16 protein-coding genes are annotated in these 12760 nt (G+C 63.6%); 8 read left to right on the top strand and 8 right to left on the bottom strand.

Features of this window, described 5'->3' with window-relative positions:
* Positions 1 to 216 precede the first annotated feature (216 nt).
* On the bottom strand, positions 217 to 516 hold the full coding sequence (locus NKI17_RS13470) for a hypothetical protein (protein WP_352906117.1): 300 nt from the start codon (positions 514 to 516) through the stop codon (positions 217 to 219).
* Between the two features lie 192 nt (positions 517 to 708).
* Here NKI17_RS13470 and NKI17_RS13465 point away from each other — a divergent pair, with 192 nt between their 5' ends.
* From NKI17_RS13465 to NKI17_RS13440, 6 genes are all read left to right on the top strand, one after another.
* The gene (locus NKI17_RS13465) at positions 709 to 1071 is read left to right on the top strand and encodes a hypothetical protein (RefSeq protein ID WP_352906115.1); all 363 of its coding nucleotides are present in this window, start codon (positions 709 to 711) and stop codon (positions 1069 to 1071) included.
* A 73-nt stretch (positions 1072 to 1144) separates the two neighbouring features.
* Positions 1145 to 1603 (top strand): GNAT family N-acetyltransferase, encoded by a 459-nt coding sequence (locus tag NKI17_RS13460; RefSeq protein WP_352638084.1) that lies wholly within the window; start codon positions 1145 to 1147, stop codon positions 1601 to 1603.
* Positions 1531 to 2250: a riboflavin biosynthesis intermediates N-glycosidase gene (gene ybiA, locus NKI17_RS13455; protein ID WP_352638083.1), complete on the top strand. Its 720-nt coding sequence runs from the start codon at positions 1531 to 1533 to the stop codon at positions 2248 to 2250. Before NKI17_RS13460 ends, ybiA begins: the two co-directional genes overlap by 73 nt.
* Positions 2251 to 2380: 130 nt before the next feature.
* Positions 2381 to 3622: a DNA polymerase IV gene (gene dinB / locus NKI17_RS13450; RefSeq protein WP_352638082.1), complete on the top strand. Its 1242-nt coding sequence runs from the start codon at positions 2381 to 2383 to the stop codon at positions 3620 to 3622.
* A gap of 170 nt (positions 3623 to 3792) precedes the next feature.
* Positions 3793 to 4437, top strand: coding sequence for a hypothetical protein (locus NKI17_RS13445; RefSeq protein WP_352906112.1), 645 nt, complete (start codon positions 3793 to 3795; stop codon positions 4435 to 4437).
* A gap of 592 nt (positions 4438 to 5029) precedes the next feature.
* Positions 5030 to 6187 carry a sulfite oxidase gene (locus NKI17_RS13440; protein ID WP_352457327.1) on the top strand — a complete coding sequence of 386 codons (1158 nt, stop codon included), beginning with the start codon at positions 5030 to 5032 and terminating at the stop codon, positions 6185 to 6187.
* Between the two features lie 189 nt (positions 6188 to 6376).
* Here NKI17_RS13440 and NKI17_RS13435 read toward each other — a convergent pair whose 3' ends face one another.
* Both NKI17_RS13435 and NKI17_RS13430 read right to left on the bottom strand, forming a co-directional pair.
* The gene (locus tag NKI17_RS13435) at positions 6377 to 7252 is read right to left on the bottom strand and encodes a sigma-70 family RNA polymerase sigma factor (protein ID WP_352906110.1); all 876 of its coding nucleotides are present in this window, start codon (positions 7250 to 7252) and stop codon (positions 6377 to 6379) included.
* A 44-nt stretch (positions 7253 to 7296) separates the two neighbouring features.
* Positions 7297 to 7608, bottom strand: a complete 312-nt coding sequence (locus NKI17_RS13430; RefSeq protein ID WP_352457329.1) for a hypothetical protein — start codon at positions 7606 to 7608, stop codon at positions 7297 to 7299.
* A 144-nt stretch (positions 7609 to 7752) separates the two neighbouring features.
* Here NKI17_RS13430 and NKI17_RS13425 point away from each other — a divergent pair, with 144 nt between their 5' ends.
* Both NKI17_RS13425 and NKI17_RS13420 read left to right on the top strand, forming a co-directional pair.
* Positions 7753 to 8118, top strand: a complete 366-nt coding sequence (locus NKI17_RS13425; RefSeq protein ID WP_023680367.1) for a VOC family protein — start codon at positions 7753 to 7755, stop codon at positions 8116 to 8118.
* Positions 8119 to 8347: 229 nt separating this feature from the next.
* Positions 8348 to 8572: a hypothetical protein gene (locus NKI17_RS13420; protein ID WP_031213090.1), complete on the top strand. Its 225-nt coding sequence runs from the start codon at positions 8348 to 8350 to the stop codon at positions 8570 to 8572.
* A 24-nt stretch (positions 8573 to 8596) separates the two neighbouring features.
* On the opposite strand, the gene NKI17_RS13415 is transcribed toward NKI17_RS13420, so the two are convergent.
* The 5 genes from NKI17_RS13415 to NKI17_RS13395 form a co-directional block, all read right to left on the bottom strand.
* The gene (locus NKI17_RS13415) at positions 8597 to 9820 is read right to left on the bottom strand and encodes an MFS transporter (protein WP_352906107.1); all 1224 of its coding nucleotides are present in this window, start codon (positions 9818 to 9820) and stop codon (positions 8597 to 8599) included.
* The gene (locus NKI17_RS13410) at positions 9817 to 11193 is read right to left on the bottom strand and encodes an FAD-dependent oxidoreductase (protein ID WP_502894500.1); all 1377 of its coding nucleotides are present in this window, start codon (positions 11191 to 11193) and stop codon (positions 9817 to 9819) included. Before NKI17_RS13410 ends, NKI17_RS13415 begins: the two co-directional genes overlap by 4 nt.
* A 50-nt stretch (positions 11194 to 11243) precedes the next feature.
* A complete protein-coding gene (locus NKI17_RS13405; RefSeq protein ID WP_352490030.1) occupies positions 11244 to 11576 on the bottom strand; it encodes an ArsR/SmtB family transcription factor in 333 nt (110 codons plus the stop codon).
* A gap of 69 nt (positions 11577 to 11645) precedes the next feature.
* Complete coding sequence (arsC, locus tag NKI17_RS13400; protein WP_352906103.1) at positions 11646 to 12068, bottom strand: arsenate reductase (glutaredoxin); 423 nt, start codon at positions 12066 to 12068, stop codon at positions 11646 to 11648.
* A complete protein-coding gene (locus NKI17_RS13395; protein WP_352906101.1) occupies positions 12065 to 12757 on the bottom strand; it encodes an aquaporin in 693 nt (230 codons plus the stop codon). The genes arsC and NKI17_RS13395 overlap by 4 nt, the downstream gene beginning before the upstream one ends.
* Between the last annotated feature and the right edge of the window lie 3 nt (positions 12758 to 12760).

The following is a 12760-nucleotide window of genomic DNA, read 5'->3' as shown; positions in this document are numbered from 1 at the left end:
TGTTGCCTTCTCCCCTTGTGGGAGAAGGTGGATCGGCGCACAGCGCCGAGCCGGATGAGGGGTGCTGGAAGGAACGCGGCGGAGGAAATGTAGAAGCGGTTTTTAAGCACTTACGCCATCAAGGTAGCGATCCGTCCAACACCCCTCATCCGACCGAGCTTCGCTCGGCCACCTTCTCCCACAAGGGGAGAAGGGAAGAGCAGCACGCCCGCCCCCTCAAGCCCGCCTCGACTGCAGCTCTCGACCGTTGAGCAGGCGCGCCTCGGCGCGGGTCCGTTGCCGGTCGTCGATGAAGGCGGCCTGGATCGAGACGGCGGCGCCCGGCAGGCCGTCGGCCCGGCAGGTCTTGCAGATCAGGCGCCCCGAAAGTGCGGCCAGCGGTGTCTCCGGCATCACCCCATGCCGCTTGAGCTCGGCCGGCTTCCACCACCTGTTGCGGCCGCAGTCGATGCATTCGACGGCAATCGAGACAACATCGGCGATCGTCGCTTCCTTGCCTGCCAATGCCATGGTCATCCCCATCATCGTTCCTGCTTTGTTCGCAACATTATCGGTTTTTGGAGCGGAGTCGAGTCGGTTCCGCTTACATCAACGTGAAAGTTTCACTTGTTCGATTATTTGAGTTATGCTTTTATCTCGTGCAGGCTGGAATCGGCGCGAGCAACAGAACCGCGGCCGCTCCGTCCGCCGGCAAGCAAGGGAGTGACGATGGACCTCGCCCAGTTCGCCCAGGCCTGCGGTTATGCCGGCGACAGCCCGGCCATGCTTGCCGCTTTCGCGGCCATCCGCCAGGACGGCATCCGCACGGCGCGCCAGGGCCATCGCCAGCGCAAGGCGGCGATCGACCGGATGAAGCCGAGCCGCGCTTTGTTCCTGGCGGCGATCCGCCCGGCGCAGTCAGCCGAGGAGGCCCTCGAGGATGCCGCCCGCTTCCTGTCGATGTTCCGCAACATGCCGCGCTGGCGGCAGGAAAGGCGCGCCGCCGACCTCGCCCGCGCCAGGCAGCAGCGCCTCTTCGCCCGCTTCTTCCGCCGCTACGGCCACCGCCTCTGGGCGCTCGAGGCCACCTGAAGGCGCGCGGGCCTCCCTTGCAAGTCAAAACGGATATTGCGATCGCTGACACCGCGCCGTATGTCTCCGCGCGATGAGCGAGATCGAATTCCGTCGCGCGCAGGCGCCCGACCTGCCGGCGATCGTTGCAATGCTTGCCGACGATGTGCTCGGCGCAGACCGGGAAGACCCGTCCACGCCGCTTGCGCCATCCTATCTCGATGCCTTTAGCGCAATCGATACCGATCCCAACCAGTTGCTGGCCGTCGCCGTCAACGCCGGGCAAGTGGTCGGAACGCTGCAGCTCAGCTTCCTTCCAGGCATTTCGAGAAAAGGCGCCTGGCGCGGCCAGATCGAAGGCGTTCGCGTCGCCTGGCAATGGCGCTCTCGCGGCGTCGGCAAGTTGATGATCGAATGGGCGATTGAAACATGCCGTTCGCGCAATTGCAGCTTCGTCCAGCTCACCACGGACAAAGGTCGATGGGAGGCGCACGCTTTTTACGAGCGCCTCGGCTTCACCGCCAGTCATCTCGGCTACAAGATGGCGCTGTAGATCAGCATTTCATCGCATTCAGCGCCGACCGCTCATCTTCGCTATCCACTCTGGATGGAGCATTGACAAGCCGGCCGTTCGCCCTGCTCCATCCGCCCATGATTTACGACCGAACCTGGCTTGAGAAAACCTTTCGCGCAAAGCCCCGGCAGAAGTTCCTGTTCTTCTGGGGCCATCAGCCGTCTAAGGACGGCCGCATAACCACGTCGTGCTTCAGCCAGTGGTGGCATGCGCCCTTTACCGTCGATGGCCTGAGCTATCCGACTGCCGAACACTGGATGATGGCCGAGAAGGCACGACTGTTCGGTGATGCTCCGACGGCAACACAAATCCTCAGGGCGGCGAGCCCCAAGCAGGCAAAGCAGCTTGGCCGCCAGGTGAGCGGCTTCGATGGCACCAAATGGGATGCAGACAAATATCGCATCGTGACTGAAGGGAGCTTTCAGAAGTTCCGTCAGAACGCGGCGCTGCGCGAATATCTGTTGTCGACGCATGACCGGGTGCTGGTCGAGGCGAGCCCTGTCGACCGGGTGTGGGGTATCGGCCTTGCGGCGGATGACGAGAGGGCAGTGAACCCGCTGCTGTGGCGCGGCGAGAACCTGTTGGGATTCGCGCTGATGCAGGCTCGCGATCGGCTGCGCGGCTGAACATTGCCGTGCGCTCGTCATCTGCGGCAGCCTCCGCGCTGCTTGACAATCCACCGACAATGTTCTCTTTATGTTCTCATCACAACTCGAGACAATGCGGCGTTCGAACCGCCGCGGGCGAACGGGCCGGATGGAAGCCAACATCCTCCACGCGGATCTGGATGCCTTCTATGCCTCGGTCGAACAGTTGCTCGACCCGGCCTTGCGCGGCAAGCCGATTGCCGTCGGCGGCGGGGTAGTGCTTGCCGCATCCTATGAAGCCAAGGCGTTCGGCGTGCGCGGCGGTATGCCGGGACGGCGCGCGCGGGAACTCTGCCCGCAACTCATCTTCGTCGGCGGCCATTTCAAGGACTATCAGCGGCTGGGCGATGCGGCAATCAAGGTGCTCGGCGATTTCACGCCGGTGGTCGAGCGGATTTCGATCGACGAGGCCTTTGCCGACGTCGCCGGCTGCACCCATTTGTTCGGCTCGCCGGCCGAGATCGCCGGCAAGATCCGCCGCCGCGTGCGGACCGAGCTTGGCCTGCCGATCTCGGTCGGCGTAGCCCGCACCAAGCATCTGGCCAAGATCGCCTCACAGGTCGCAAAACCGGACGGGCTGGTGGTGGTCGATCCGCGCCACGAGCTGGAGTTCCTGCACCACCTGCCGGTCGAGCTGATGTGGGGCGTCGGCCCGGTCACCAGGCAGCGGCTGGCCGGCATCGGCGTCAACACCATCGGCGAGCTGGCGAAGACCAATGGTGGGGCGCTTGAGCGCCTGCTCGGGCCGGCGGCGGGAGAGAAACTCAACGCGCTGGCGTGGAACCGCGATCCGCGCAAGCTCGAGACGCAGCGCCGGGCGCGCTCGGCGGGTGCGCAGTCGGCGCTTGGCCGAAAACCGGCCGAGGAGCAGGTCTTCGTGCCCGCTTTGCTGCATCTGGCCGACAGGGTCGCCACAAGATTGCGGGCGAAATCCCGGCCCGGCCGCACGGTGACGGTTCGCGTCCGCTTTGCCGATTTGCGCTCGGTGACGCGCTCGATCACGCTCGACCAGCCGATTTCGGCAACCGCCATGCTGGCCGAGATCGCCGAGGCGCTGGTGCGCAAGGTGCTCATCGACCATCCGCACGAAAAGACAATCTCGCTGCTGGCGATCGCCGTATCGCATCTGGAGCAGCATGCCGGCCTGCAACTGGAACTGCCGCTCGGGCTCGACGACGACCGCCGCCGCCCCGGCACCAGCAAGGGCGCGGCGCGCTGGACCGCGGATCGCGCCGTCGACAAGATCCGCGACCGCTTCGGCTGGGAGGCGGTGGGCTACGCCTCGGTCGCGCTCGGGCTACAGCGGTCGGTTCCCGACGCCTTTCGCGAGCTGGCCGAAAAGGAATTGTGAGCCTCGATTACACTTTGGTTGCCAAGTCGGCGGAATGACGTTGAAGGCTGCGGACTTGTGAATTTATCTTCGGTCCAGTTGGTCGTGCACCGGTTTGGGCATCAGCCAGACAGGGTAGCACCCGCCCGCAAATCCTTCCGCACCTTCATTTCGAACGACAGGAGATCGGCATGGGACAGAACGCCGGATATTTCGCACTCATCGTTGCCGGACTGGTGACCAATGCAACGACGCTGGCCAAGCCGCTCAACCCGGACCGGGCGATTCCATCCCTGGGCGATATCAACTCGCCGCTGGCCAGCCCGCTATTCAAACAGGTCAAGGCTGGGCCGCTGGAGATAAAGCTTGAGGAAACCACGCTTGCCGATGTCGAAAAAGCCTTCGGCGGAGCGATGCACGATGAAGGTGACGCCGGAGATTCACGCCACTGGCTTTGCTATGCCGGCCCCGACGCCGGCGGATCGCCGTCGATCTTCTGGTTCGTATCCGGCGAGATGGGCGGCTCCGACCACGGTGTCCTGTCCGTCGCCCTGCAGCCGAACCCGGAAGGCAAGGTGCCGGAAGGATGCGCCAGCGCGCCTGCCAGCCTGACAGCTATTGAACTCGATACACCCGGCGTCGGAGCGCCGCTGAGCGACGTGGCCGCGAAATTTGGCGCCGCCAAGCTCGATCGTTACGGCCATTTCGGCTTCGCCGCCTCTTATCCTGCTTCGTCTCCCGACCAGAAGGACGCCACGGTCACGCAGACGCTCACCTACACAGCCGGGAACGGCAGGATAACCGGCGTGGCGGTGACGCAAGTCACCACCAATTAGGGTGTCCCCGCTCGGTTGGCGAATGGTTCACGTGTGAATGATCTGCCGCGCCCAAGCCAGGCGGCCTGGTTGCTGGCCACCTCGTTATGCAGATTGGTTCTGATGTGCCGCCCGGGCCCGCCCTCCACCTGCAAATGCGACATTCGAGGCAGCCCTGGTCGTCAGACCAAAAGCGTTGCGCCGCCCCAAGCGATCAGGGCGGTGCCGGCCGCACGGCCAACCCACGGGCCGGCAGGAAACACCGGTTCGACGAGAACCCACGAAGGTCCGGAAATGACCCAGAAGCGGGCGGTCGGCAGCGATCCGAGCAGCAACGAATTTGGCAGGACCGGAAATCGGCATGGAATGCTGCAATCATCATCATGTCCCGCCCAAGTTGTGGACAGTTCCTTCTCAAAGGCGCACTCTTAGCATGCGAAACGCGAGCTAGCGTTTCGTGCAACGCTTCACATGCTTGACTTGCGTCGGTGATTATCTGACCTACCCGGATACTTCCGGGTGGGCAGACCTCACATTGTGTCGCCTATCCGTGATCAGGCTACGGCCTAAGGCACGTTGCAGCCCGTTCCGGATCAACTGGGAGGTAAACAACATGCCTGATTTTCAGCGCAGAGAACTTCTTGTTCAAGGAAGCGCGGCTCTTGCCGCAATTGCTGCTCTCTATACCTCGCGCCGGGCTTACGCTTTTCCAACACGGCCGAACGAGGAAGTTATTCCATGGCTGGATCAGCCGACCGAAAATCCCGATCCGGCGGGTATCCAGAAGCAGCTTGTCTGGGAGGATTTGGATAGCTGGATAACGCCAAACGACAAGTTCTTCAGCATCTCCCATTTCAACCGACCAACGATCGACGAGAAGACATGGTCGATGGAGATCGGAGGCCTGGTTAAGAAGCCCCTGGAGTTAACGCTCGCCGACATCAGGGCGCGACCGCGGCAGGAGGTCGTTTTCACAGTGGAATGCTCGGGCAACCACGGGTTCCCCTTTTTCACCGGGGGCATCGGCAATGCTCGCTGGGCAGGGACGCCGCTCGCCCCGATCCTCGAGGAAGCCGGCGTTATGGAGAAGGGCATCGAGGTCGTCTTTTTCGGTACCGATACAGGCGAGGTCCCGATACGCGACGTCAAGATGCAGCAGAACTTCGCTCGTAGCATGTCGCTCGCCGACGCGATGAACCCCGACAATCTCCTCTGCTATGAAATGAACGGGGCCGCCTTGCCGGCGCCCAATGGCTTCCCGGTACGGCTCATTGCGCCAGGCTGGTACGGGATCGCCAACGTCAAGTGGCTAAAGCGCATCGAGGTTCGCGATACGCGGTTCATGAGCCTTCTGATGGCCCGTGACTATGTCACCATCCGGGAGGAGGACCACAACGGCGAGACCGTATGGGCCGAGACGTCAGTCGGGCGAGCGCTGATAAAGTCCGCGCCTGCGAAGGTTACCCGGAAAGATTCAGATTACCGCATCGTTGGGGCAGCCTGGGGGGCGCCGATCGACCGGGTCGAAGTGCAAATCGATCAAGGGCCTTGGACACCAGCGACCATTGACCACAGTGAGGAGGCCGAACACGCCTGGAAAATATGGTCCCTGGCTTGGGCAAATCCCTCTCCTGGAGAACACACGGTGACCTCGCGCGCGGTCAGCACCACAGGACAAATTCAACCGGCGATGGACGATCCCTTGATTGCCAAGAAACACACATACTGGGAAAGCAATGGCCAGGTGACGCGCCGCGTGCGTATCGGCTAGAGGATTTTGCCGCCAAATGGAGTTCATTTGGCGTCCGCATAAATGCGGCAAAACAGATAGTTAGAGCGAGTTACCGGTTCCAAGAGAACCGGAACCGCTCTAAGAACTTGCTGCCATGTGGCAATTGCGTTTGGGTCAAACAGGAGGAGGCTGCCTGATCGCCATTTCGCACCATTTCCAGCGCTCTCCTCACCCCTCCACGGCCCTGATCTCCGCGTCGACCAGGCACCAGGGCGCATAGCGGAAGTCGCGGATCTGGATGACCTGATCGTCCCGCCATTCGACCAGCATGAAGCCGCGCACGGCGCCGTCGGCCGCCTGCGGGTCGCGGATCAGGATCGCCGGCCTGCCGTCGACCACGCCGAGCGACAATGTCCAGTCGCTGATACGGTCGTAATTGCCGAAATAGGTCGAAACCTCGGCCTTGCCGCGCAGGCGGACGCGGTTGACGACGTCGAGCCGGACGTCCTCGGCGATCAGTGCCCGCACGGCGTCGAAGTCGCGCGCGTTGAACAGGTCGACATAGCGCCGCAGCCGGCGCTCGTCATCGGCGTCGAGCCTCGGCGCCAGCGCCTGCTCGGGCTGCAGCGCCAGCAGCTTGAGCTGCGCCCGCCCGCGATGCAGCGCGGCCTTGGTGGCGGCGAGCGTCGTGCCGGTCACCTCGCAGGTCTCATGCAGGCTGAGGCCGAGCACGTCGACCAGAATCACAGCGCTGCGCTGCGGCACCGAAAGCTGCATGAAGGAGCGCAGGCCGGTCTGGGCGGCGAGCCGGCTGTCGGCGCTGCCGGAGGGATCTTCGATGACGCTCATGTCGGCCTCGGTCATGCGCGACCTTTCCCGATTGCGCCGCCGCAGATGATCCTGCGCGGCATTGTGGGCGATGCGAAACAGCCATTGCTCGGGACGTTCGACGATCGCACCCCCGTCGATCGCCTGCAGCGCCTTGATCAGGACCTCCTGGACGATGTCCTCGCCGTCGATCACCGAGCCGGCCATACGCGCGCAGTAGCGATGCAGCCTTGGCCGCAACCCGACGAGCATCACCTCCAAAGTCGCCCTGTTCATTTTCGGCGTAGCGTCCCATTTCTGCGCGAGCGGCATGGCAGGCGCTACCCGGCTTTCTGATCCGCCAGCATACGGTAATTGCCGATGACTTTGACAGGCGATCGCAATGCCGGGGTCGAACGGCGCTCGGCGTGGTTTTCCGTAAACGCCTTGAAGGCCGCAAGCCCGGTCAGCGCCGACGAATCGCCGTCCTGGCCGACGATGTGGACGAACGAGCCGTCGTCCAGCTCGAGCACGAGATAACGCACCGTCGGCGGTGCCGCCTCGCCCAGCGCTTCGAACACTTTTTCGACCAGCGCGCGGTTATCTTCCAGGTCGGCTTGGTTCACACCGTATCGAATGAGCGCGTAGTTCATCGTCGTCTCCTGACTGGTTGGTATGAACGAAGGACGACCGGCTGCGCTGAAAAGATTCTCCTTGCCGAAGAATCTTTTCGGTTGCCCGCATCGTCTTTCCCGCGTGGGCGGCTGCGCGGCAGCCATCAAGCAGGAGAGACGATCATGCATATCCAGTTTGCCGAGCTTCCGGTGTTCGAGCAGGACCGCGCCAAGGCGTTCTACACCAGGCATCTCGCCTGCCAGGTCATGGCCGACCAGAAGATGGGTGATGGCGGCTGGCGCTGGATCGAGCTGGCATTTCCGCATGCCGTGACGAACCTGCATTTTGTCAGGCGCGCCGACGACGCACCCGGCGCGGAGCCGGTATTGGTGCTGGTCGACGAAAATGTCGGGGCAATGATCGCGGCCATGAAAGCGGGCGGCGTCGAGATCATCACCGAAGCGCATGAGGCGCCGTGGCAGCCGGGGCGAACGGTGGCGGAGTTTCGCGACAGCGAAGGCAACCGCATGGTCCTCGCCAGCCGATAAGGCACCGGAGCCCTCTGTCCGGCGGGGCGTCGTACCTAAGTCCTACCTCCGGCCGGACCATCGGCCGTACTTCCTTCGTATTATTATTTCGTGACCTCTGCGCGCCGGAACCTTCCCTTGCATCGGGCGTTCGGGCGCTGTATCGCGATGCCTCATATTTAGGCAGGCGGAGGAAATACGAATAGGGCGGGTGGCAAAACAAACATGGGCCGGGGAGGAGCATCTTACCATGTCGAACCGAAAAATCGGAATGTCCCACAGTTTGGGGCTGCGCGTCGCTGACCTCAAATCCAGAATGCAAAGTGCCCAGATTACCGAGCATGAGATCAAGACATTTCAAAAGGTTGCGGCCATTATGGGCGGCGCCAAAGGCTCACTGCGCCTCGATGCGGACGATCTGATCGCCGCGTCTTTCCTTGTCGATCCCTTGGAAGATCTCCCGCTCTCCAGTTGAAGGCGCTGAACGCAGGTCAAAATCCTATCGGGTTTGAACCTGCGATTGCCGCCGGCGGAGCATCCGCCAGCCCAAGCCGCATGCGAGGATGACGTTGGCCAGCGCCAGGCCGGAAAGCGCGGCCAACGTCCCGTGCGGGCCGAAGCGCTCCAGCAGCAATGCTCCGGCCGAGGGTGCCGCCGCCTGGGCGACCAGGCTCGGCATGGCGAGGCGGCCCATCAGCTTCGCATAGCCGTTCGAGCCGAACAGCGCGAGCGGCAACGTCCCCCGCGCGATGGATTCGAGGCCGATGCCCGCGCCATAGAAGCCCAGCGCCAGCGGGATGATTGGCATGCCGGCCCAGAGCGCTGAAACGCCGATCGCCACAAACGTAACCGAGGCAAACTTGGTGAAAATCGGATGGTGGTAGCGCGCGATCATCATCTCGATCGCGCGGGCCGCCACCTGGGACGGGCCAACCAGCACGCCGAGCCCGACGGCTGCGGCAAGCGCCATGCCGCTGCCTTGCAGGATTGTGAGCAGATGCACCGATAGTGTCGACGAGATCACCGCGGCGAGTGTCAGGGTCGCGGCCAGAACGATCATGATCGACGCATCGGCTTCGTTGTCGAGAATGGGTGCCGCCTCCTTCACTCCCGGTTTGACTGCCGGTTGCGGCGCCTCCCGGGGCAGGATCACCAGATAGAGCGGAAGCGCAATTGCCAGCTGAAAGGCGGCGTAGACCAGGCAGGTGCCGCGCCAGCCGACCTCCCCCAGCAGCAAGGCTGAGATCGGCCAGCAGATGGTGCTCGCAAGGCCGCCGAACAGCGTCAGCATGGTGATGGCGGAGCGCGCGCCGTGGCCATAGTGGCGGCCAAGCGTTGCGAAAGCGGCATCGTAGAGCCCCGCCCCCATGCCCAGGCCGATGACCAGCCAGGCAGCGATATAGGCCGCAAGATTAGGGGCAAGAGCCAGCCCGATCTGGCCGAGCCCGATGCATCCGGCGCTGAACGCCAGAACGTTGCGGCCGCCATGCCGCTCGATCGATGACCCGACGCGCGGAGAGATCAATCCTGCCGTGAGCAAGCCGAGGGACAGGCCGCCGACAACCCATGCCAGCGGCCAGCCGGTATCGGAGGAGACTGCCGGCGCGATGACCGCGGGAAGATAGTAGGAAGAACCCCACGCCATGATCTGCGTCAGGCCAAGCGCGGTGATGATCGCGCCGAGGCTGCGCAGGATGGCCGGCGAAGGCGGCGAAAGACTCATGCCGCGACGCTGCAGCCACAGCCGCCTTTGCCGACCGCCTTCGCCTTGGCGTCGGCGACACAGCACGCATCCACCGCTGCCGGCGCCGGACCGCCGCAGCACCCCTTGTCGGCCACGCCGATCCGCGGCACGGTGCAGACGCCGGTCTCCGGCAGCACGAGTTGGACATTGTCGGCCGCAACCATGTCGCCGGCGATCGCCGCCGCGACCGAGCGGACCTGCTCATACCCGGTCAGCAGCAGGAAGGTCGGCGCCCGGCCATAGCTCTTGATGCCGACCGTATAGAACCCTTGCTCTGGATGACTGATCTCACGGTGGCCGTGCGGCGGCACGTCGCCGCAGGAATGCTCGTTGGGATCGATGAGCGGTCCCAGTGCCTTGACGCTTTCCAGCCACGGATCGAGCTCGAGCCGAAGCTCGCGGGTCAGCGACAGATCGGGGCGCTGTCCGGTCGCGGCGATGATGCGGTCGACCGGACCCAGCGCCTGCAAACCGTCCCTGGTCTGGCCTTCGACGACCAGCCGGCCGTTGGCATCGCGGATCGAAACAGCCGCAAAGCCCGTCACCAGTCTGACGCCGCCGCTCTCGGCGAGTTCGCGCACTTCGGCGCCGAGTTCGCCGCGTGCCGGCAATTGGTCGGCATCACCGCCACCGTAGATGCGCACCAGGTCGGTGCCGCGCGTTGTCCAGATGAAAGCGGTGCCGGCCTCCACATTTGCCAGGCTGGCGAGATCCAGCACCGCATTGGCGGCAGAATGGCCGGAGCCGGCGACCAGCGTCGTCTTCCCCGCATAAAGGCTGCGGTCGCGGCCGAGAATATCGGGGATGCCGTAGGCGATGCGGTCGGCAAATTCGGCCTCGCCTTCTGCAGGAATTCCGCCGGCGCCGAGCGGGTTCGGCATCTGCCAGGTTCCCGAAGCATCGATGACGGCACGTGCGCTGTCGCGTCTTGTACCATCGGCAGTCTCGACCGCCAGCATGAACGGCCGGTTCTCGCGTCCCTTGCTCGAGACCTTGTCGGCGCCCCAGCGCGAAATGCCGACGACCCGGGCGCCGGTTTCGATCGACGGCGACAATTGCGGAAGCTTTGCCAGCGGCTCGAGATAATCCGCGACGAGGTCGTTTGCGGTTGGGAATGCCTCGGGCTCAGGCATCCGCCAGCCATGCGCCTCGAGCAGGTTTCTGGTCGCCTGATCGACGCAATAGCGCCAGGGCGTGAACACACGGACATGGCCCCAATCCCTGAGATTGGATGCAACCGCATTGCCGGCTTCGTAGACTTTGACAGGAATGCCCCGCGCGATCAGGTGGACCGCTGCCGCCAGACCGACCGGCCCGGCGCCGATCACCGCAACGGGGAGTTTTTCGATCATCTCCATGTCTTCCATCCTTCCGGTAATTTCGAATTATAATGGCAAAAAAATCATGCCGCCGTTTTGGCGGCCGCTTCCGCCGATGCCGGCGCACAGGTGGCGTCGGCGCAGCATTCGTCTGCGAGGTATCCGATGAGCCCGTTCATGGCGGGATAGTTGGCCCGGCAGATCAGCGTCGTCGCCTGGCGCTCCTGTGTCACCAGGCCGGTGTCGACCAGCCGCTTGAGGTGATGCGACAGCGTCGAGGCAGCGATGCCCAATCTGTCCTGGATACGCCCGACCGGCAGCCCCTCATCGCCCGCCCGCACCAGCGTCCGATAGAGCTGCAACCGCGTCGGGCTGCCGAGGGCTTCAAGTTGCGAGGCTGCTTTTTCGAGTTTCATGGAAATAAGCTATTTCCAAAATCGCTGCACGTCAAGAGAATTTCGACAAAGATCGAAATAAGACGATATCTACCCGACGCGCTTGCCGCTGGCGTCGATGACGACCTCGCCGTCCTCCTTGGTGAACGGGCCGATATCCGGATTGGGCAGGATATCGAGCACGGCTTCGGAGGGTCGGGCGAGCATGGTGCCGAGCGGCGTCACCACGATCGGCCGGTTGATCAGGATCGGATGCGCCAGCATGAAATCGAGGATCTCGTCGTCGCTCCACTGCGGCTCGCCCAGGCCAAGGTCGGCATAGGGCGTGCCCTTTTCGCGCAGCAATTGGCGCGGCGTCATGCCCATCGCTGCGATCAGCTCGACGAGCTTTTCGCGCGACGGCGGATTTTTCAGATATTCGACCACCTCAGGCTCCTCGCCGGACTGCCTGATCATGGCCAGCGTGTTGCGCGAGGTGCCGCAATCGGGGTTGTGATAGATGGTGATGGTCATTGCGCAGCTTTCATCTGTCCGGCTGGTTTCGGTTGGGCGAGCAGCCACCCTGCCAATGCCATGGCGAGCAACGCGCCCAAAAGTTCGGCGCCGATGAAGCCCGGCAGATCGGCGGGGCGGATGCCGGCAAAAGTGTTGGAGAACGCACGGGCGATGGCGACGGCCGGATTGGCGAAGGATGTCGATGCGGTGAACCAGTAGGCGGCGGTGATATAGAGCCCGACCAGCCAGGGGATCGAATCCGGACGGGAACGCAGGCCGGCGAGGATGGTGAAGACCAGCCCGAAGGCGGCGACCAGCTCCGCAATCCATTGCCCGCTTCCGGTCCGCACCGTCGCCGACACTTGCAGGATCGGCAGTTCGAACATCGCATGCGCGAGCAACGTTCCAGCGATGCCGCCGGCAATCTGAGCGGCGACGTAAGCCAGCGCTGCGTTCGTTTCGATCTCGCGTCGAAGCGCGAATACCAGCGTCACCGCCGGGTTGAAGTGCGCTCCGGATATCGGCCCGAATATCGTGATGAGCGCGACCAGGATCGCCCCGGTCGGCAAGGTGTTGCCGAGCAGGGAGACGGCGACATCATTGCTCAGCCTGTCAGCCATGATGCCGGAACCGACCACGGTGGCGACCAGCAGAGCCGTGCCGAGGGCTTCGGCAACAAGGCGGCGGGGAAGATTGCCGGAGCTCATCTG

The organism is Mesorhizobium sp. M0816, assembly GCF_040320005.1.
Lineage (GTDB): Bacteria > Pseudomonadota > Alphaproteobacteria > Rhizobiales > Rhizobiaceae > Mesorhizobium.
This window is presented reverse-complemented; position numbering and strand designations above follow the sequence as displayed.

Excerpts from the sequence above, each read along its gene's own strand:
- NKI17_RS13465 (WP_352906115.1), top strand. The coding sequence starts at position 709 with ATGGACCTCGCCCAGTTCGCCCAGGCCTGCGGTTATGCCGGCGACAGC.
- NKI17_RS13410 (WP_502894500.1), bottom strand. The coding sequence starts at position 11,193 with ATGATCGAAAAACTCCCCGTTGCGGTGATCGGCGCCGGGCCGGTCGGT.
- NKI17_RS13430 (WP_352457329.1), bottom strand. The coding sequence starts at position 7,608 with ATGAACTACGCGCTCATTCGATACGGTGTGAACCAAGCCGACCTGGAA.
- NKI17_RS13420 (WP_031213090.1), top strand. The coding sequence starts at position 8,348 with ATGTCGAACCGAAAAATCGGAATGTCCCACAGTTTGGGGCTGCGCGTC.
- NKI17_RS13440 (WP_352457327.1), top strand. The coding sequence starts at position 5,030 with ATGCCTGATTTTCAGCGCAGAGAACTTCTTGTTCAAGGAAGCGCGGCT.
- NKI17_RS13395 (WP_352906101.1), bottom strand. The coding sequence starts at position 12,757 with ATGAGCTCCGGCAATCTTCCCCGCCGCCTTGTTGCCGAAGCCCTCGGC.
- ybiA (WP_352638083.1), top strand. The coding sequence starts at position 1,531 with ATGGGAGGCGCACGCTTTTTACGAGCGCCTCGGCTTCACCGCCAGTCA.
- NKI17_RS13460 (WP_352638084.1), top strand. The coding sequence starts at position 1,145 with ATGAGCGAGATCGAATTCCGTCGCGCGCAGGCGCCCGACCTGCCGGCG.
- arsC (WP_352906103.1), bottom strand. The coding sequence starts at position 12,068 with ATGACCATCACCATCTATCACAACCCCGATTGCGGCACCTCGCGCAAC.
- NKI17_RS13425 (WP_023680367.1), top strand. The coding sequence starts at position 7,753 with ATGCATATCCAGTTTGCCGAGCTTCCGGTGTTCGAGCAGGACCGCGCC.
- NKI17_RS13470 (WP_352906117.1), bottom strand. The coding sequence starts at position 516 with ATGACCATGGCATTGGCAGGCAAGGAAGCGACGATCGCCGATGTTGTC.
- dinB (WP_352638082.1), top strand. The coding sequence starts at position 2,381 with ATGGAAGCCAACATCCTCCACGCGGATCTGGATGCCTTCTATGCCTCG.
- NKI17_RS13445 (WP_352906112.1), top strand. The coding sequence starts at position 3,793 with ATGGGACAGAACGCCGGATATTTCGCACTCATCGTTGCCGGACTGGTG.
- NKI17_RS13415 (WP_352906107.1), bottom strand. The coding sequence starts at position 9,820 with ATGAGTCTTTCGCCGCCTTCGCCGGCCATCCTGCGCAGCCTCGGCGCG.
- NKI17_RS13435 (WP_352906110.1), bottom strand. The coding sequence starts at position 7,252 with ATGAACAGGGCGACTTTGGAGGTGATGCTCGTCGGGTTGCGGCCAAGG.
- NKI17_RS13405 (WP_352490030.1), bottom strand. The coding sequence starts at position 11,576 with ATGAAACTCGAAAAAGCAGCCTCGCAACTTGAAGCCCTCGGCAGCCCG.